The sequence below is a fragment of the Staphylococcus sp. HMSC65H10 genome, from assembly GCF_001839185.1.
In the GTDB taxonomy this organism is placed as follows: Bacteria; Bacillota; Bacilli; order Staphylococcales; family Staphylococcaceae; genus Staphylococcus; species Staphylococcus simulans.
On the sequence record NZ_KV840310.1, the window covers coordinates 24,417 to 41,768 of the forward strand.

The window sequence follows — 17,352 nt, forward strand, 5'->3', positions numbered from 1 at the left end:
AATTGGTGAAGACGGGCAAAGCGAGAGCGCATACCAATATTGCGCTGATTAAGTATTGGGGGAAAGCTGACGAAGCATTGATTATTCCGATGAATAACAGCCTATCGTTAACTTTAGATAAATTTTATACAGAAACACGCGCAACATTTGATGCGCAATTAGATCGAGACTACTTCTACTTAAATGGTGAAGAAGTGGATGAAAAAGAAACTCAAAAGATTTCAGCATACTTAGATCTTGTCAGAGAACGTGCAGGAACAGCGTTGCACGCACGTATCGATAGTACAAACTTTGTACCGACAGCAGCTGGTTTAGCTTCTTCAGCGAGTGCTTTTGCGGCTTTAGCTGCTGCATGTAATGAAGCGTTAGAAATGAACCTTTCTGATAAAGACTTATCACGCTTGGCACGTCGTGGTTCAGGCTCAGCAAGCCGCAGTATCTTTGGCGGATTCGCGGAATGGGAAAAAGGACATGATGATGAATCCTCTTATGCACACGCGATTGATGCAGATCATTGGGAAGATGACTTAGCGATGATTTTTGTAGTCATTAATCAAAAATCTAAAAAGGTTAAAAGTCGTGCAGGGATGTCGTTGACGAGAAATACTTCACGTTTCTATCAGTATTGGTTAGATCATGTAGAAGCGGACATCGCTGAAGCAAAAGCTGCCATTGCCGATAAAGATTTTGATCGCTTAGGTCGTGTCTTTGAAGAAAATGGTTTACGTATGCATGCGACAAATTTAGGTGCACAACCGCCATTTACATATTTAGTACCTGAAAGTTATGATGCGATGGCTTTAGTGCATGAATGTCGTGAAGCAGGTCTGCCCGCATACTTTACTATGGATGCAGGACCTAATGTAAAAGTGTTAGTACAAAAACAACATCAACAAGCTGTGATTGATAAATTAACAACGTATTTTGATTCAGACCAGATCATCGCAAGTGATATCGGTACAGGCGTTGAAATTATAAATGAGGAAGATGAGCTATGATTCAAGTCAAAGCCCCAGGTAAACTTTATATTGCAGGTGAATATGCGGTAACAGAACCCGGATATAAATCCGTGTTAATAGCAGTAAATCGTTTCGTTACTGCCAGCATTGAAGCTTCTGGAGACAATGGTGGTTCTATTCATTCTAAAACATTACACCATGAACCGATCACCTTCCAAAGAGAAGGTGATAAGATTTCTGTATCTGATGCAGATGCGGCGAAACAACTAGCTTACGTCATTACGGCAGTAGAAGTGTTTGAACAATACGCTAAAAGCTGTGGTAAAACATTAAGACACTTTAATTTAGTGATTGATAGTAACTTAGACGATGCTTCAGGCCATAAATATGGCTTAGGCTCAAGTGCTGCAGTATTGGTTTCAGTGGTTAAAGCTTTAAATGAATTTTATGAGTTAGACTTAGCTAATCTGAGTATTTATAAATTAGCGGTCATTGCGAATATGAAACTACAAAGTTTAAGTTCATGCGGTGATATCGCAGTCAGTGTTTTCACAGGTTGGCTTGCTTATAGTACGTTTGATCATGACTGGGTCATGCAGCAGATTGAAACGTCCTCTGTCGCAGAAGTTGTGAAGAAAAACTGGCCAGGTCTTTATACAGAACCGCTTCAAGCCCCAGAAAACATGGAAGTCTTAATTGGCTGGACCGGCTCACCAGCCTCTTCTCCTTACTTAGTCAGTGAAGTGAAGCGTCTCAAATCAGATCCTGATTTCTACAGCCGCTTCCTGGAACAATCGCAATCTTGTGTAGAACGTCTCATCTACGCATTCAAAACCAACAACCTAAAAGGTGTGCAAGCGATGATCAGACGCAACCGTTCAATCATCCAAATGATGGATAAACAAGCGATTGTAGATATCGAAACACCACAATTAAAATTACTATGTGATATCGCAGAAACCTACGGCGCAGCTGCCAAAACATCAGGTGCAGGCGGCGGAGATTGCGGAATTGCGATTATCGGCGACTCAAAACATCGCCAGTCTATTTATGAAAGCTGGAAAGCCTCTCATATTAAGCCTTTACCTTTCCACGTTTATCAAGGACAATAAGACATCAGGCTGTCTCACCGGTCAACTTTACGGTGCGGCAGTTTTTTGATGTTTAAAGCGGTCACAAAATCGTTGCTTGAAAAATTACGGAAAAAGAGTAAAATAGATAAAGTTGAAATAGTTTAAAACAAATTATAGAGATAAAGTGAGGTGGACAGAGCAGTGAAAAACAAATTTTTGATTTGTGATGATTGCCAAGCCGTAAATTGCAAATCCTTGGAAAGAAAATTAAAGAAACTAGATCCAGATGCTGAAATAGAGGTGGGTTGCCAATCATACTGCGGTCCAGGTCGCAGAAAGACATTTGCTTTCGTGAATAACCGTCCATTAGCCGCATTGACGGAAGATGAATTGATGGAAAAAGTTGAGAAGCAACTTCAAAAACCTCGCGACCCTGAAGAGGAAGAACGTTTACGTAAACGTAATGAAGAACGTAAACGCAGAAAAGAAGAACAAGATCGAAAATTAAAAGAAAAATTAGCCAAACGTAAACAAGCAAAATAATGATACAAAGTATATAAAAAACAGGCCCGTATGACTGGTGTGCTACCAGACAACGGGCCTACTTTCTTATCGTTATAACTATCGCGAGATTCGTTTTTATATTGACTGTTTAATGAACTTGATGTGACTGCACTCGTGATGTTTGATTCTTTTAGTAAACTTCCACATAAGATCTGCACGCATTTAAGACATCTTTAGTATAGAAGTGACGTAAATTATCTTTAGTATAAGACGGGATTAATTCTTTACGTTTCACCCATTTATCAATCAGTGAAGGTGGAATACCATCTACCACCATTTCTGATTCATCTGTAACTAAAGTGTCCCAATCTAACGTAACAGGTTGTGAGTCAATATAAATGTTACCAAAGCTCGTATCATCCATATTTTAATCACCTTTTATTGAATTTTTAGTCCCTTAAGCATAATTAGATAGGGTACCTTGAGTTTCTTCTTGCAAAATTCATATACCCCGCTTATATATGAGTTATTCATCTTTTTTACAAAAACTTTACTTTTTGTTCAATTTTAGTGTAAATAGGGTGGAATTAATACACGATATGGGTTAGAGCACCTTCGTGAATTTTGCTTAATACGTAAATATCGAGCAAAGAGGTTTTAAGTATAATAAAAATTAGAGTATGAAAAAAGGGTTTTAAATGTAAAAGTTAAAGACAATGAAAAAACAGGGTAAAGATGATAAGTACAAGGTAAAATAAGAGTGCGTTTTACCACAATTTGAGAAACTATATGATATAATTAATTTATTCATTTTGAAAGTTGAACTATGTAAGGAGACGTGATTAACGATGCGTACAGTGAGAGAAGCAACACCAGCAGATGTTGTCGGCATCAGAGATGTGGCAACAAAAGCATGGTATGACACGTATTTAAATATTTATGCTGCGACAACAGTGAATGAATTGCTTACAGCAGCTTATAACGAGCAGCATTTACTTAAACGATTAAAAGAACAATTATTTTTAGTGGCAGAAGAAGAAGGCGAAATTGTCGGGTTTGCGAACTTTATTAACGGCAGCGAACTTTTCTTATCTGCACATTATATTCACCCTAAAGCACAACGTAAAGGTTATGGTACAGCGTTGCTTGAGAAAGGGTTAGAACACTTTAAAGGACAATATGATGCAGTGTATCTTGAAGTGGATAACCAAAACGAAGAGGGTGTTGAATACTACCGTCAACAAGGATTTGAAATGGTGCGTGCGTATAACCGTGAAGTATACGGTGAAGTAATGGACCTTGCCTTGATGAAGAAAGCATTTTAATGAAAATAATGCTAACACGATGGAGGGATACTCATGGCTGAGACAGATTACGGTACTCAAAAATTATATGAAGAGAAAGTATTCAAAGATCCGATTCATCGCTATATTCATGTCAAAGACCAAGTGATTTGGGATTTGGTGAAAACAAAAGAGTTCCAACGCTTGCGTCGTATCAAACAACTCGGTACGTTGTATTTATCTTTCCATACAGCAGAACATAGCCGCTTCGGCCATTCATTAGGCGTCTATGAAATTGTACGTCGCATCATCGATGAATCATTTGCGGGACGTGAAGCATGGAATAATGATGATCGTCTGTTGGCATTATGTGCAGCACTCCTTCATGATTTAGGCCATGGTCCGTTCTCTCATAGTTTTGAGAAAATCTTCAATACCGATCACGAGGCATTTACACAAGCGATTATTACAGGGGATACAGAAGTTAATGCGGTATTAAGTAAAGTATCACCGGATTTCCCGAAAGCTGTTGCTGATGTCATCAATAAAACACATCCGAATAAGCTGGTGATTTCTATGATTTCATCACAAATTGACGCAGACCGTATGGATTATTTACAACGCGATGCTTATTTTACAGGAGTCTCTTATGGGATGTTTGATATGGAACGTATTTTAAGATTAATGCGTCCAACTAAAGATGAAGTGTTGATTAAAGAAAGCGGGATGCATGCAGTAGAGAACTTTATTATGAGCCGTTACCAAATGTATTGGCAGATTTATTTCCATCCGGTAAGTCGTGCTGGAGAAGTGATTTTAAACAATTGTTTAAAACGTGCGAAGGAATTATATCAATCAGGTTATCAATTTAAATTGTTCCCTAAAGACTTTATTCCGTTCTTTGAAGGAACGATGACGATTGAACAGTATGTAGAGTTGGATGAAGCGGTCGTACTTTATTACTTGAAAGCTTGGGTTAAAGAAGATGATGCGATTCTAAGCGACTTAGCACGCCGTTTTATTAACCGTGATTTATTTAAACATCTGCCGTTTGACGGCTCGATTATTACGATGAATGAATTAAGAGAGCTGTTTGAAGCGGGCGGTATTAATCCAGATTATTACTTCGTCAGTGAATCTTTCTCTGATTTGCCTTATGATTATGACCGCCCGGGGTCTAATCGCCAACCGATTCATCTACTGCAACGTAATGGCAATATTAGAGAAATCAGCAGTCAATCTATGATTATTCAAAGTATTACAGGCATTAATCGCCAAGATTATAAATTATATTATCCTAAAGAACTGGTGCATCACATTGAAGATGACAAAGTTCGTGAACGTATTCTCAGTATTTTGAACGAATTGAATTGATAGTCAAACGATTGTGTTCGAAAAGTATCAGATGATACGGTAAAATAGATAAAGGTAATTAAAAATGGAGGTGTGGCTTGTGGCAGAGAATAAGGGTTTTCAATTCAATATTATTAAAAATGACCCGTTAGATGGCCATAAAGGAACGAATATCGGGGCAATCAGTTTGGATAACGTTGCACCTGTATTTATAGATTTACAAGAGAAAGAAGCATTTATTGATATTGGTGCGATGCATGCACGTGCAGATGTTGAAAAGGGTGTTAAATGGATTACAGATAAAGAAACTGTTGAAGGCCCTGAAGCAAAAGCTTATTGGTTATGCTGGGTGACAACTGAACGTGGTGAACAAGGTGCTTACTATGCTGGATTGACAGCTTGTTATTTATTAGTGAACAAGAAAATCCGCAGAGGTTATAAGAGTATGCCTGAACATGTCAACATGATGGATAAATCTATGAAACATAAAATTGTCATTGATCATATCGGTGATGAAAATATTGAGATTATCCGTGGTTTCTTAAAAAATCATGATAAAGACATGTGGGATAACTCAAGTGATGAATTAAAAGAAGCACTACACGATAAATAAAAGCAATTATTAAAGGCAGAAATCACGTCATGTGGTTTCTGTTTTTCTTTCTTAATACTAAGTTATTTTTATACTTAAAAAGGATAAGTATGTTAGAGTGTAAGTATTATATTTTGAATAATCACAATAGTTAAATAATAAAAGGAGAGAGGGCATATGAGTTCAGAATTAATCAAACGTTTACAAGAGAAAGAAGAACGTATGGTCGAAATCAGACGGTATTTACATGCACATCCGGAGTTATCATTTAAAGAAGTAGAAACGCCAAAGTATATTGCGGATTTCTATAAAGATAAGAATTGTTTAGTAGAAACAAACGTCGGTGACAATGGGGTGAAAGTCACTATAGATAGCGGTAAACCAGGGAAAACGATTGCGATTCGTGCTGACTTTGATGCTTTACCGATTGAAGAGGCAACAGGACTGCCATTTGCGTCAGAGAATCCAGGCGTGATGCATGCGTGCGGGCATGATGCACATACGGCTTATATGTTGATTTTGGCTGAAACGTTGATTGAAATGAAAAATCAATTTTCTGGAAAAGTGGTCGTGATTCATCAACCAGCTGAAGAAATGCCGCCAGGTGGTGCCATCGGTATGATTAAAGATGGTGTGCTAGAGGGCGTAGACCATGTCTTAGGTGTACACGTGATGAGTAATGGTGAACGTGGTACGATTTATTATCGTGAAGGCAACGTACAAACTGCACGTGGTTACTTTAAATTAGTCATTCACGGTAAAGGTGGACACGGTTCTTCTCCACATGACGCAAATGATGCGATTGTAGCAGGTGCGAACTTTGTGACAACGGTACAAAGTGTAGTCTCAAGACGTATCAGCCCATTTGAAACAGGTGTCGTTTCAATCGGTTCATTCGATGCGAAAGGTCAGTTCAATATTATTAAAGATAAAGTGGAAATCGAAGGTGACGTCCGTGGTTTGCATGATGAAACGAAAGATAAAATCGCACAAGAGTTACAACGTGTCGTCGATGGTTTAGAAACAACGTTCGGTGTGACTTGCGACTATGAGTATCTAGATGATTATCCAGCAGTATACAATGACCCAGACTTTACAGAGTACGTAGCTGAGACCTTAAATAACGCAGAGCGTTCTGCGATTCAAAAAGTAGAACGTTGTGATCCATGGCCGCCGTCAGAAGACTTTGCGTACTATGCGAAAGAAGTACCAAGTGTATTCATTTATGCAGGAGCAGCACCTGAAGAAGGTGAAGTTTATCCGCACCATCATCCTAAATTTAATATCAGTGAATCTTCAATGATGACAGCGGCTGAAGCTGTCGGTACGGTTGTATTAGATTATTTGAAGGATGAATCTTAATAAGCAGAAAAATTTAATTGATTTTATGATGTACAGCGCATACAGTGTGAATTTAGTCACTGTGTGTGCTGTATCTTTATGTTATAATTTGGTATATTAATGAATAATTCAGAATAGGGTGAGCGCGTCTTTGAATCAAAACATTCGTATCCAAACATTACAGACGATTGAACGCGATGATGAGTTTGATGAATTTGAATTTGAAACAGATGGCACTTGGCAAGAGAAGCGGAATGCTGAATTTATCCGCTATGATGAACAAGTTGAAGACTTGACGGTGCATATTACATTGAAAATTCAAGAAGATGAAGTTAGATTAATGCGCAGCGGGAATATTAAACAGAACCTGCATTTTGTTGAAGGAAAAGACACCGTATCTTTATACGAGATACCGACAGGCAAAATTCCTTTAACTATTCGTACTTTAAGCATTCATCATTACGTACAACCAGACCAATCAAAACTTAAAATTCGTTATGAACTCTTCCAAAACGAAGAGAAGATGGGCACATACCTTTACCAAATTACCTATAAGGAGCTGAAGTAAGTGAATATTATTGATCAAGTCAAACAAACATTAATTGAAGAAATAACAGCAAGTGTTAAAGCCGCTGGACTTGCAGAAGAAGTTCCTGAAGTCAAAGTGGAAATTCCGAAAGACCCAAAAAATGGGGATTACTCTACAAACATTGCGATGGTGCTAACAAAAATCGCAAAACGTAATCCACGCGAAATTGCGCAAGCTATCGTGGACAATTTAGATAAATCTAAAGCGAATGTTGAGAACATCGAAATTGCAGGACCTGGTTTTATCAACTTCTATTTAAATAACCAATACTTAACTGCGATTATCCCTGAAGCTTTAGAAAAAGATACAGATTTTGGTCGCTCTGAAAAGAAAAAGAACCAAAAAATCTTAGTGGAGTATGTTTCTGCGAACCCGACAGGTGATTTGCATATCGGACATGCGCGTAATGCGGCAGTCGGTGATACGTTATGTAATATCTTAGATGCGGCTGGTTATGATGTTACACGTGAATATTACATCAACGATGCCGGTAACCAAATTACGAATTTAGCACGCTCTATCGAAGCACGTTACTATCAAGCTTTAGGTAAAGAAGCAGAATTACCTGAAGATGGCTACCATGGTAAAGATATCGTGAATATCGGTAAAGATTTAGCGGAAAAACGCCCTGATCTACAAGAACTCCCTGATGATGAGCGCTTAAAAGTGTTCAGACAATTAGGCGTCGATTATGAAATGGAAAAACTTAAAAAAGACTTAGCTGATTTCAATACACACTTTGATGATTGGTTCAGTGAAACAACGTTATATGATTCAGGCGAAATCAAACGTGTCTTAGAGTTAATGAAAGAAAATGGTCATACGTATGAAGCGGATGGTGCGACTTGGTTACGTACAACGGACTTTAATGATGATAAAGACCGCGTATTAATCAAAAAAGACGGCACATACACTTACTTCTTACCAGATGTGGCATATCACTATGACAAATTCCACCGTGACGGCGGCCAAGATATCTTGATCAACTTATTCGGCGCAGACCATCATGGTTATATTAACCGTCTGAAAGCATCTGTTGAAACATACGGTATTGATGCAGAACGTCTTGAAATTCAAATCATGCAGATGGTGCGTTTAATGCAAGATGGCGAAGAAGTTAAAATGAGTAAACGTACGGGTAACGCGATTACATTACGTGAAATCATGGATGAAGTCGGTATTGACGCGGCACGTTACTTCTTAACAATGCGTAGTCCAGATACGCACTTTGATTTTGATATGGAACTTGCGAAAGAAAACTCAGCTGAAAACCCTGTTTATTATGCACAATATGCACATGCGCGTATTTCATCTATCTTAAAACAAGCGGGTGAACGTGGCGTAGTGCCATCTGAAAATGCAGATTTCAGTGTTATTAAAAATGATAAAGCGATTGATTTATTGAAGAAAGTTGCAGAATTTGAACCGATGATTGAAAGTGCTGCAGAACAACGTGCACCACATCGTGTAACCAACTATATTCAAGAATTAGCAGCAGCTTTCCATAAATTCTATAACGCTGATAAAGTCTTAACAGACGATGAAGCTAAAACACAAGCTTACGTTTCTATGATTGCGGCAGTACAAATTACATTACGCAATGCCTTGGCATTAGTAGGTGTAACTGCTCCTCATACGATGTAAGATTATATAAAGAAGCATTCTTGACGGGTGCTTCTTTTTTTATTTTTAAACTTGTAAAATTTTTGTTAGATTCATCTTCTCAGCCCGCGTAAATATGCTAAAATGAGATTTACAATACAAGTATGAGGAGAAATTGATGAAACAGAAATTATGGGTGTTTTTAATCTTAATTATCTTAGTTGCGGCTGGGTGTTCTGCACCGAGTAATAAAGAGAAAGCAGACAACAAAAACCAATCAGAAGAAAAGACAAAGCAAACGCAAAAATATCATCGTATTATCTCGTTGATGCCAAGTAACACTGAAATACTCTATCAACTCGGTTTGGGTAAAGAAGTTATAGGAGTGTCTACAGTGGATGACTATCCTAAGAGTGTTAAACATAAACAGAAGTTTGATGCGATGAAACTCAATAAAGAGCAGTTATTAAAAGCAAAGCCAGATTTGATTTTGGCGCATGAATCACAAAAAGGTATGGGTGATAAAGTATTAGGCGATTTAGAGAAAAAAGGCATTAAAGTCGTCTACATACCTGAAGCACATAACTTTGACGAAATTTATGGTACGTTCAAACAAATCGGTAAAATCACAGGTCGTGAATCACAAGCTGACACATTAGTTTATGATACAAAACATCGTGTTGACGCTGTGTTGAAAGATGTGCCGAAGCATGAAAAAGCACCGACTGTCTTTTTAGAAGTCTCACATGAACCAGAGATTTATACAGCCGGAAAAAATACATTCTTCAACTATATGATTGAAGAACTGCATGCGAAAAATAGTTTCGCAGATTTAGAAGGCTGGAAGAAAGTCAGCAAGGAAAGTATTATTAAACATGACCCAAATGTTTTAATTACGACAGAAGGTATCACACGTTCGGATTACTTGAAAATTATTCGTAAACGTGGCGGCTTTGAGAATTTAGAAGCTGTGAAGAAAGGCCGAATTGAAGCGGTAGATGGTGATACGATTTCAAGACCAGGTCCTCGTATCGACCAAGGCCTTAAAGCATTAAGAGATGCGATTTACCGCGATGAAAAATAATATGAAACAAACCACTATTATTATAGGATGGTGTCTCGCGTTAATCGTGAGTATCGCAATCAGCTTGTTTTGGAATTTAGGCAGCTGGTCGGACCCCTTAAATCATAGTATTTTGTTTGAAGTGCGCTTACCGAGAGTGTTCGAGGCATTGTTGGCTGGTATCGGTTTATCGATAGCCGGCCAGATGTTTCAAACCGTTTTGAATAATCCGCTTGCAGATAGCCTGACTTTAGGCTTAGCGAGCGGTTCTGTTTTAGGTAGCGGTTTAGCTGTATTTATCGGTTTAAGCAGTTTATGGATTCCGTTCGCTTCAATTGTTGCAAGTATGTTAACTTTAGCTATTGTTTTAGGGGTGACTGCCGCAATTTCACAAGGTTATATGATGCGCGCGTTGATATTATCAGGTATCATGATAGGTGCATTATTCAATGCGTTTTTATATCTATTGATTCTACTTGATGAACGCAGAATGAAAAGTATTGTGATGTATATGTTCGGCGGTTTTTCTAATGCAGAATTGCATGAAGTATACGTGATTGCACCCATTATGATGTTATGTATCGTGCTACTAGGCTTACTGCTGCCGAAGGTAAAGTTACTGCAAGTCGGAACGTTGAAAGCACGTTCTTTAAGTTTGAATGTCAGACAAATGATGTTTATGGTGTTAACTTTATCATCTATCATGACAGCTATTATTGTCTCGTATACCGGCATTATTGGTTTTATCGGTATGATTGTGCCACAGCTGATTAGAAGAACGACGCAGACTACATTAGGTGTACAAATGTTGCTGAACGGCGTTGTCGGCGGTACAGTGATGGTCTTTGCGGACACGTTAGGTGCACAATTATGGAATCCGATTGAAATTCCAGCAAGTATCATTCTTGCTTTATTAGGGATACCTGTACTCGGGTATTTAATCGCAACCCAGAAACACTCGTATGAATAATCTGATGAATAAAGAAATAATCACAGATGCCAAATAGGCATTTATAGGAGAGAAGCTTATGAATTTAGAGGGGATTAAGGCAGTCGTATTCGATTTAGAAGGCACGCTGTTAGATCGTAATAAATCAAGAGAGAAGTTTATTGAAGAACAATATGAACGATTTCATGATTATTTAGTTCATGTTCAAGCGCGTGATTTTAAAAAACAGTTTATTGAATTAGATGATGACGAAGATCATGATAAGCCTGAACTGTATAAAGCGATTATCAAACGATTTCATGTCGATCGTTTAACATGGAAAGATTTGTTCCGCGATTTTGAAACACATTTTTATCGTTACGTGTTCCCTTACCATGATACACAATATACACTAGAGCGTTTAATCCAAAGAGGTTATTTGACAGGTGTGATTGCGAATGGTAAATCTAAAATTAAACAATACCGTTTAGAAAACTTAGGTATCTTATCCTATATTCATTTTTTATCTACTTCTGAAATGGTAGGGTTTAGAAAGCCGCATCCTAAAATCTTTGAAGATATTATGGATCAATTAGATGTTAAGCCTGAAGAAGTGATGTACGTCGGTGATGATGCCTTAAATGATGTTGCACCGGCCCGTGCAATGGGTATGGTCAGTGTATGGTTCAATCATGAAGATGATGAAGTAGAATTGGCACCAGAACCTGAAGAGATGGACTTTGAAATTTCAACTTTGGAAGAATTGCTAGAGATATTACCAAAAATCGCCCCACATTCTAAGGAGAGTGAAAAAGCAGATGGAACTATTTACGACGAAGGATAATACGACGTTAAATTATATAACAAAGGGAAGCGGACAACCTGTTGTGTTGATTCATTCCGCTTTTGAGAACTATTCGATTTTCGATGATATTGCGACGCAATTATCATATGATTACCAAGTCGTCAGCGTAGATTTACGTGGGCATGGTTATTCAGATAAACCTTTAAATATTGATTTTGCAGATTATGTAGAAGATATTAAAGACTTGTTAGATTACTTATATATCAAACATGCATTCTTTATCGGTCAAGAACTGGGTGCGACGATTGTGGCAGATTTTGCGTCTAAATACGCTGAGTATAGTGATGGTATTATTTTAATCAATCCAGCAACATTACAAGCAGAATTGCCAGAAGCGCGTTTATACAGAAAGTACGCAGATCAAATCAGAACGTTAGAAGAAAACAAACAACAAAAATTCTTAGATAAACATACGTATGGTTCACCGAAAAAAGCAGGAAAAATGTTGAAACACTTTTCTGATACGTTGACATTAATGACAAGACTTGAAAAAGAAGCGGTAACAAAATCATTTGAACAAACTGAAATTGATTTAGACTTACATCAAATTAAAGCACCGGCATTAATTATCGTCGGAAAATATGATGAACGTTTAACCCCACAAGAGTTAGATACTTATACAAAAGGAATCGTTCAAGCACAAGTTGAAACGTTTGAACATTCAGGATTGTATCCGATGGGTGAAGAAAAGAAAGCTTTCTTAGAAACTGTAACAGCATTTATCAATGTGAATGAAGTATTAGAAGATGAGCAGAAACGCGTGACTACGCAACAGTAAAGTTTTTAATCATTAATATTAGCAATTAAACTCCAATATATTATACAATATTACAAAAGATTACATCTAGAGACTGATTACATCAAGGGTAATTAGGGGTATAGTGTAATAAGCGCAGAAAAAGTTACAAGAAATTTACAAAAAGAGAGCAAAGGAGTTATTGCTTATGAAAAAATTACTTTCAGCGGCTATTGTTTCTGCAACAGTGGTAACTGGACTAGGCATCTCTCAAGCAGATGCAGCGTCTGGAAATACGATTCAAACCGTTCAACAAATCCACCACGGAGATACTTCTCTAGAAGGCGTTAAGCTAGGTCAAAACATCCAAGATGTTTTGAAATCACAAAAACTCACAGGGTACTCTTATAAACCTGATAAAACAAAACACTATTATGAGTTTAACTCTGACAAAGGCTTATTGATTGTGACTGCTGATGGTAAAAAAGACCACGGCAAGGTAACACACGTTACTATGAAATACAACAAAGCAGATGGCCCAAGCTTTAATACTGTACGTAAACAGTTAGGCAATACGGTCACTTGGAGATATAACTATAATGAAGTTACAGGAAACTTCGGTTACATTAAAGATAAAGATACTTCTTATCAATTTACAAGCCAATCACCAAAAGATAAAAACTTAAAACTTTATCGCATTGATATTGGTAAATAAGTATACATGAAATAAAGGCAGGGGTGTTGTACACTCCTGTCTTCTTTATATTGATTGAACTAAGCAATTGTGCCATGATAAATTAGTAAGGATAGTAAATTTAAAGGAGTCACATCATGCGACCGAATGACAAAATTTTATTAGAAAATATCAGTGATTACTTCAACTATAAAGGGATTGCGCCAAACATGATTGACGATATTAAAGAGAAAATTCGTCAAGATTTACCGAAATCTGAAGCGCATGACGTCGATTATATCGAATATCGTAAAAAGGCACCGGCAGAGATTATATTAACCATTCAAAGGAACTTATTTGGTTTACAGCTGAATCCGATTCTCTTTTTCATTATCAATTTCTTATTAATCTCTTACCTGTACGATAAACAGTTCGTGCCATTTCAGGCTGCGACAGGATTATCACTCATCTATTGTTTAATCATTTTTCCAATTACTGTTTTTGTATATTTCAGGATTGTGCGAAAGAATTATTTATATAGCAATAAAGCTGAAGTGATGATAGGGATAGGCATTGTGATTGTGGCGGCTATTTTAGTGGCACTGCATGGTTTGAATATTGATCTTGGTGTTATAGTCGTAACGAAATATGCGCATATTTTTGTGTTCTTTTTCGGCTTAATTATGGCTGGTTTAGGCCTGTATTATAAGCGTTTTGAATTTACAGGTGTAGGTTTATTGTTAGCACAAAAAACGATTGATGCGGTTATTTTAGACCCTAATATAGCGCAAATCGGTACGATTATCATTTGGGTATTAATCTTGGCGGTTATTATCTTTTATTCAATCAAGTTATCTACACGAGGGAAATAATAAGAGTTGTCCAAATAAAATACAAAATGACAATAAAATACGTATTTTCGTTGTAAACAAAAAGCGTGGTGCTTTGAATGTATGTCATTCTAAGCATCACGCTTTTTGTATTATCCTTTATAATCTATCGTCAGCTGATCAGATTTTGATTTCTTTGTTTGCAGTTAAGATACGCTCGTTAATACGATTTAATAATTCATTGATTTTTTCACGTTGTTTAGAATTTACTAAGATTAAAACAGTTCTTTCATCTTGTTCGTTACGTTTTTTATCGAAGTAATCTTCTTGTGATAAATTTTTAACAGCTTTAACAACTTGTGGTTGTTTGTAGTTTAAGTGATTAATAATATCTTTTAAGAAATATTCCTCGTCATCTGATTGACTAAGGAAAGTTAACACTGCAAACTCTTCGAAGCTGATTGTAAACTCTTTTTTAATAATGCTTTTCATCTTGTCAGCATATGTCACCATTGCTAAAAGATCAGATGAATTTTTAATTTTTGATACTGCCATTTGTATTTCCTCCCTTGACATTCCCATTATCGTAGTATTATTGGCAAATAGACTAATATTAACATTAATTTCATAATTGGGACTAGATGCTATTGCATCAAAATATTCCTGCCCCTATTATTTATTTAATTATAACTAAATAAAAATGAAATGTAAACAAAAAAACATTATAAAACAATGGCTATTTCAAACAAATGATACTTTCAAAAAATTACCCAATGAACCCAGAAAATTTATTGAACATCATTTGAATTACACATTATAAATTAAGATAATGTCTATTTTTTCTATTTAGCCTTTTGATATGGGTTAATTATATAAGAACTCTAGTTTAATGTGAAGTTTTTGGGTTGAGCAATAACTTTTTCTCCCGGTAATAAACCTTCACTAATAATAACCATACCCGATTTTTCATGGTATTTAATAATTCTTTTAACCATTTGTTCATTTCTTTTAATTAATATTGCGTTTTTATCATATAGTACGTCCTTTGGAAGAGTAATTAAGTGCGTAGGAATCGTAATTTGAAAGTGGGTTCCTACAGGTATAACACCATTAGTAGAAATTTGAACTTCGTAATAAGATTTATTTGTTTCACTTTTTGTAACATCAGGATAATGACTAATACTCAAAATTTTGCCTTTAAACTGTTCCGTTGTTTTTGTTTTAATTTCAACAGATTGGTTAAGTTTCAATTGTTTGAGTTCAGTCTCAGAAATATAAGCTTTAATTATACGCTTTGAACTGTGAATTTGCGCAAATAATTGATTTTTCTTACTTGGATGCTTATCAATAATATGGACAATGCCTTCTGACATACTGAAGACTTGTGTTCTGAGTCCAAGCTGAATACGATCATATTCTTGTTCCAAATAGGTATGCATATTTAGGAAGTTTTGACGATGCTGATGACTATCTAAAGTATTCAAATGCTTACGTACTGCAGTTAATTGTTGTTCAAGTGTTTTATTGTAGTATTCGAACAATGGCTGATCTTTTTTTATCATTTTACCTTCAGCACTATACCAGTCATGGATGCTTCCCATACGAGCATCATAGTAAAAGGATTGTGTTGTTTCAGCAGATTGAATACCAGAAAATTGAATCGGTCGGTTATAGGTTGCGGTGTACGTTTTAACGTTTTGAGTTGCCTGAAGTGTGTAATGTCGGAATGCGGCATATAATCCGACGGCAGTTGCGCTTAAAAGGAGAAGGAGTATTAAGGCAATCAACCAGGGGTGTTTAAACAAAATTATGCTCACCTCATCTTATTTAATTTCTTGGTTATTATACAATGTAAATAATGGTTGGTGCAACGCCTAAATTAATTATCTTGTCGCATATTTTTAATAAATATAAAAAAAGAAGAAAAATAACACAAATGTACTGAAAAACGACGAATATCAACTTAATCTCGTTATGCTCTGTGTTAAGTAATAGGTAAATTGTGTCACTTTTTATTTGTAAATTGTAAAAGTTGTAGATTTTTTTGAAATATCAATATATAATTTGTTGAAACGAGATGTTTTACATAAAGCGATTTATGAAAAGTGGGAAAAGGGGGGCGCATCATGACAAAAATGACTATCATTCGGGTGTTAGACGAGGAAACATTTTTTATAGATGCAGGACATAGTGCTTGTATTAAACAGCACCAATTTATAGAAGTATTGAACGCTAAGCATTCATATAAAAATTTAGCGCAAGTCGTGGATGTTTATGATGATTATGCTTTATGTAGAAAGTTAGGTAGTAAACGCGTGTTTTTCGGAGATGTAATTCAACCGAGGCAATAATCAAAAAATAGCCGAGTTTACTCAAATGTTGAGCAAACTCGGCTATATTTAATTAGAAGATAACATGTGTTTCTTTTTCTACGATTTGTGCTCCTTTAATCGCAATGATTTTTCCTGATGGAGGATTTAATACATTGCTTTCTAACAAAGTGCTCATCGCATTACGGATAGATTCTTCAGATACTTGTTGTTTAATATCTGGAACTTGGAATTTGACCGGTTTGTGTGCTTCATTGATATAAATCAATTCTAGTGATTTTGTCATAATCTGATTCTCCTCTTATAAAGTTTCTACTGTTGTGACTTCGATGTTGTCGTATGTTTCACCTGTTAATTTTTCAATAGCTGATTTGAAGCTGTTTAATTGTGCTTCAGTGCTTTGTGGGTTTAAACGGGCAAATCTACGACGTTTGATAACTGGTTTTGCTTCTTTTTTGTCTTCGACACGAATAAGTGTCACTGCAAGATCTTTGATTGTTTTCATTTCTGTTCACCTCCTTGCTCACTCTATATATCGAAATTTCTAGAAAAAAAGCACACCCTTTTTTAAAATTAATTTCAAAAACTTTTGAAAGAGGGGGTGACGGGGTAATTAAACAGGTATATAAAG

Annotated in this window: 21 protein-coding genes; 16 read left to right on the top strand and 5 right to left on the bottom strand. The window is 36.4% G+C overall.

The window, feature by feature from the left end; all coding sequences use genetic code 11:
- The first annotated feature begins 2 nt into the window (after positions 1–2).
- The 3 genes from mvaD to HMPREF3270_RS01535 all read left to right on the top strand — a co-directional run bounded on the left by mvaD (position 3) and on the right by HMPREF3270_RS01535 (position 2,575).
- Positions 3–998 carry a diphosphomevalonate decarboxylase gene (gene mvaD / locus HMPREF3270_RS01525; protein ID WP_060803733.1) on the top strand — a complete coding sequence of 332 codons (996 nt, stop codon included), beginning with the start codon at positions 3–5 and terminating at the stop codon, positions 996–998.
- On the top strand, positions 995–2,071 hold the full coding sequence (locus tag HMPREF3270_RS01530) for a phosphomevalonate kinase (RefSeq protein ID WP_070848335.1): 1,077 nt from the start codon (positions 995–997) through the stop codon (positions 2,069–2,071). The genes mvaD and HMPREF3270_RS01530 overlap by 4 nt, the downstream gene beginning before the upstream one ends.
- A gap of 162 nt (positions 2,072–2,233) precedes the next feature.
- Entirely contained in the window at positions 2,234–2,575 is a 342-nt protein-coding gene (locus HMPREF3270_RS01535) for a YuzB family protein (RefSeq protein ID WP_002481386.1), read from the top strand.
- Positions 2,576–2,726: 151 nt separating this feature from the next.
- Here HMPREF3270_RS01535 and HMPREF3270_RS01540 read toward each other — a convergent pair whose 3' ends face one another.
- Positions 2,727–2,960, bottom strand: a complete 234-nt coding sequence (locus HMPREF3270_RS01540) for a hypothetical protein (RefSeq protein ID WP_002481387.1) — start codon at positions 2,958–2,960, stop codon at positions 2,727–2,729.
- A 424-nt stretch (positions 2,961–3,384) separates the two neighbouring features.
- On the opposite strand from HMPREF3270_RS01540, the gene HMPREF3270_RS01545 reads away from it, so the two are divergent.
- The 12 genes from HMPREF3270_RS01545 (at position 3,385) to HMPREF3270_RS01600 (ending at position 14,433) form a co-directional block, all read left to right on the top strand.
- A complete protein-coding gene (locus HMPREF3270_RS01545) occupies positions 3,385–3,861 on the top strand; it encodes a GNAT family N-acetyltransferase (protein WP_023015467.1) in 477 nt (158 codons plus the stop codon).
- Between the two features lie 33 nt (positions 3,862–3,894).
- Positions 3,895–5,193, top strand: a complete 1,299-nt coding sequence (locus tag HMPREF3270_RS01550; RefSeq protein WP_002481389.1) for an HD domain-containing protein — start codon at positions 3,895–3,897, stop codon at positions 5,191–5,193.
- Positions 5,194–5,257: 64 nt separating this feature from the next.
- Positions 5,258–5,785 carry a YwhD family protein gene (locus HMPREF3270_RS01555; RefSeq protein WP_141763116.1) on the top strand — a complete coding sequence of 176 codons (528 nt, stop codon included), beginning with the start codon at positions 5,258–5,260 and terminating at the stop codon, positions 5,783–5,785.
- A 156-nt stretch (positions 5,786–5,941) separates the two neighbouring features.
- Positions 5,942–7,126, top strand: coding sequence for an amidohydrolase (locus HMPREF3270_RS01560; protein WP_070848333.1), 1,185 nt, complete (start codon positions 5,942–5,944; stop codon positions 7,124–7,126).
- A 130-nt stretch (positions 7,127–7,256) separates the two neighbouring features.
- Positions 7,257–7,673 (top strand): YwiB family protein, encoded by a 417-nt coding sequence (locus tag HMPREF3270_RS01565; protein WP_002481392.1) that lies wholly within the window; start codon positions 7,257–7,259, stop codon positions 7,671–7,673.
- Positions 7,674–9,338: an arginine--tRNA ligase gene (gene argS, locus HMPREF3270_RS01570; protein WP_057510148.1), complete on the top strand. Its 1,665-nt coding sequence runs from the start codon at positions 7,674–7,676 to the stop codon at positions 9,336–9,338. It abuts the gene before it with no gap.
- A 136-nt stretch (positions 9,339–9,474) separates the two neighbouring features.
- Entirely contained in the window at positions 9,475–10,380 is a 906-nt protein-coding gene (locus HMPREF3270_RS01575; RefSeq protein ID WP_060803726.1) for an ABC transporter substrate-binding protein, read from the top strand.
- Between the two features lies 1 nt (position 10,381).
- On the top strand, positions 10,382–11,329 hold the full coding sequence (locus tag HMPREF3270_RS01580) for a FecCD family ABC transporter permease (RefSeq protein ID WP_031262631.1): 948 nt from the start codon (positions 10,382–10,384) through the stop codon (positions 11,327–11,329).
- Between the two features lie 58 nt (positions 11,330–11,387).
- Entirely contained in the window at positions 11,388–12,131 is a 744-nt protein-coding gene (locus HMPREF3270_RS01585; RefSeq protein WP_060803725.1) for an HAD family hydrolase, read from the top strand.
- Entirely contained in the window at positions 12,106–12,930 is an 825-nt protein-coding gene (locus tag HMPREF3270_RS01590) for an alpha/beta fold hydrolase (protein ID WP_070848332.1), read from the top strand. Before HMPREF3270_RS01585 ends, HMPREF3270_RS01590 begins: the two co-directional genes overlap by 26 nt.
- Positions 12,931–13,096: 166 nt before the next feature.
- Entirely contained in the window at positions 13,097–13,603 is a 507-nt protein-coding gene (locus HMPREF3270_RS01595) for an SA0570 family protein (RefSeq protein ID WP_070848331.1), read from the top strand.
- Positions 13,604–13,719: 116 nt separating this feature from the next.
- The gene (locus HMPREF3270_RS01600; RefSeq protein ID WP_002481399.1) at positions 13,720–14,433 is read left to right on the top strand and encodes a hypothetical protein; all 714 of its coding nucleotides are present in this window, start codon (positions 13,720–13,722) and stop codon (positions 14,431–14,433) included.
- A 138-nt stretch (positions 14,434–14,571) separates the two neighbouring features.
- Here HMPREF3270_RS01600 and sarA read toward each other — a convergent pair whose 3' ends face one another.
- A complete protein-coding gene (gene sarA, locus HMPREF3270_RS01605; protein WP_002481400.1) occupies positions 14,572–14,946 on the bottom strand; it encodes a global transcriptional regulator SarA in 375 nt (124 codons plus the stop codon).
- A gap of 326 nt (positions 14,947–15,272) precedes the next feature.
- Complete coding sequence (locus HMPREF3270_RS01610) at positions 15,273–16,196, bottom strand: efflux RND transporter periplasmic adaptor subunit (RefSeq protein WP_070867151.1); 924 nt, start codon at positions 16,194–16,196, stop codon at positions 15,273–15,275.
- A 321-nt stretch (positions 16,197–16,517) separates the two neighbouring features.
- Between HMPREF3270_RS01610 and HMPREF3270_RS01615 the strand changes: the two genes are divergently transcribed.
- Positions 16,518–16,742, top strand: a complete 225-nt coding sequence (locus HMPREF3270_RS01615) for a hypothetical protein (protein ID WP_002481402.1) — start codon at positions 16,518–16,520, stop codon at positions 16,740–16,742.
- Positions 16,743–16,794: 52 nt separating this feature from the next.
- Here the strand turns inward: HMPREF3270_RS01615 and HMPREF3270_RS01620 are convergent, their stop codons facing one another.
- Both HMPREF3270_RS01620 and HMPREF3270_RS01625 read right to left on the bottom strand, forming a co-directional pair.
- Entirely contained in the window at positions 16,795–17,007 is a 213-nt protein-coding gene (locus HMPREF3270_RS01620; RefSeq protein WP_002481403.1) for a DUF2922 domain-containing protein, read from the bottom strand.
- A gap of 15 nt (positions 17,008–17,022) precedes the next feature.
- Positions 17,023–17,226: a DUF1659 domain-containing protein gene (locus HMPREF3270_RS01625; protein ID WP_002481404.1), complete on the bottom strand. Its 204-nt coding sequence runs from the start codon at positions 17,224–17,226 to the stop codon at positions 17,023–17,025.
- Positions 17,227–17,352 lie beyond the last annotated feature (126 nt).

Excerpts from the sequence above, each read along its gene's own strand:
- HMPREF3270_RS01530 (WP_070848335.1), top strand. The coding sequence starts at position 995 with ATGATTCAAGTCAAAGCCCCAGGTAAACTTTATATTGCAGGTGAATAT.
- HMPREF3270_RS01540 (WP_002481387.1), bottom strand. The coding sequence starts at position 2,960 with ATGGATGATACGAGCTTTGGTAACATTTATATTGACTCACAACCTGTT.
- HMPREF3270_RS01545 (WP_023015467.1), top strand. The coding sequence starts at position 3,385 with ATGCGTACAGTGAGAGAAGCAACACCAGCAGATGTTGTCGGCATCAGA.
- HMPREF3270_RS01550 (WP_002481389.1), top strand. The coding sequence starts at position 3,895 with ATGGCTGAGACAGATTACGGTACTCAAAAATTATATGAAGAGAAAGTA.
- HMPREF3270_RS01555 (WP_141763116.1), top strand. The coding sequence starts at position 5,258 with ATGGAGGTGTGGCTTGTGGCAGAGAATAAGGGTTTTCAATTCAATATT.
- HMPREF3270_RS01560 (WP_070848333.1), top strand. The coding sequence starts at position 5,942 with ATGAGTTCAGAATTAATCAAACGTTTACAAGAGAAAGAAGAACGTATG.
- HMPREF3270_RS01575 (WP_060803726.1), top strand. The coding sequence starts at position 9,475 with ATGAAACAGAAATTATGGGTGTTTTTAATCTTAATTATCTTAGTTGCG.
- HMPREF3270_RS01580 (WP_031262631.1), top strand. The coding sequence starts at position 10,382 with ATGAAACAAACCACTATTATTATAGGATGGTGTCTCGCGTTAATCGTG.
- HMPREF3270_RS01585 (WP_060803725.1), top strand. The coding sequence starts at position 11,388 with ATGAATTTAGAGGGGATTAAGGCAGTCGTATTCGATTTAGAAGGCACG.
- HMPREF3270_RS01590 (WP_070848332.1), top strand. The coding sequence starts at position 12,106 with ATGGAACTATTTACGACGAAGGATAATACGACGTTAAATTATATAACA.
- HMPREF3270_RS01595 (WP_070848331.1), top strand. The coding sequence starts at position 13,097 with ATGAAAAAATTACTTTCAGCGGCTATTGTTTCTGCAACAGTGGTAACT.
- HMPREF3270_RS01600 (WP_002481399.1), top strand. The coding sequence starts at position 13,720 with ATGCGACCGAATGACAAAATTTTATTAGAAAATATCAGTGATTACTTC.
- sarA (WP_002481400.1), bottom strand. The coding sequence starts at position 14,946 with ATGGCAGTATCAAAAATTAAAAATTCATCTGATCTTTTAGCAATGGTG.
- HMPREF3270_RS01615 (WP_002481402.1), top strand. The coding sequence starts at position 16,518 with ATGACAAAAATGACTATCATTCGGGTGTTAGACGAGGAAACATTTTTT.
- HMPREF3270_RS01620 (WP_002481403.1), bottom strand. The coding sequence starts at position 17,007 with ATGACAAAATCACTAGAATTGATTTATATCAATGAAGCACACAAACCG.
- HMPREF3270_RS01625 (WP_002481404.1), bottom strand. The coding sequence starts at position 17,226 with ATGAAAACAATCAAAGATCTTGCAGTGACACTTATTCGTGTCGAAGAC.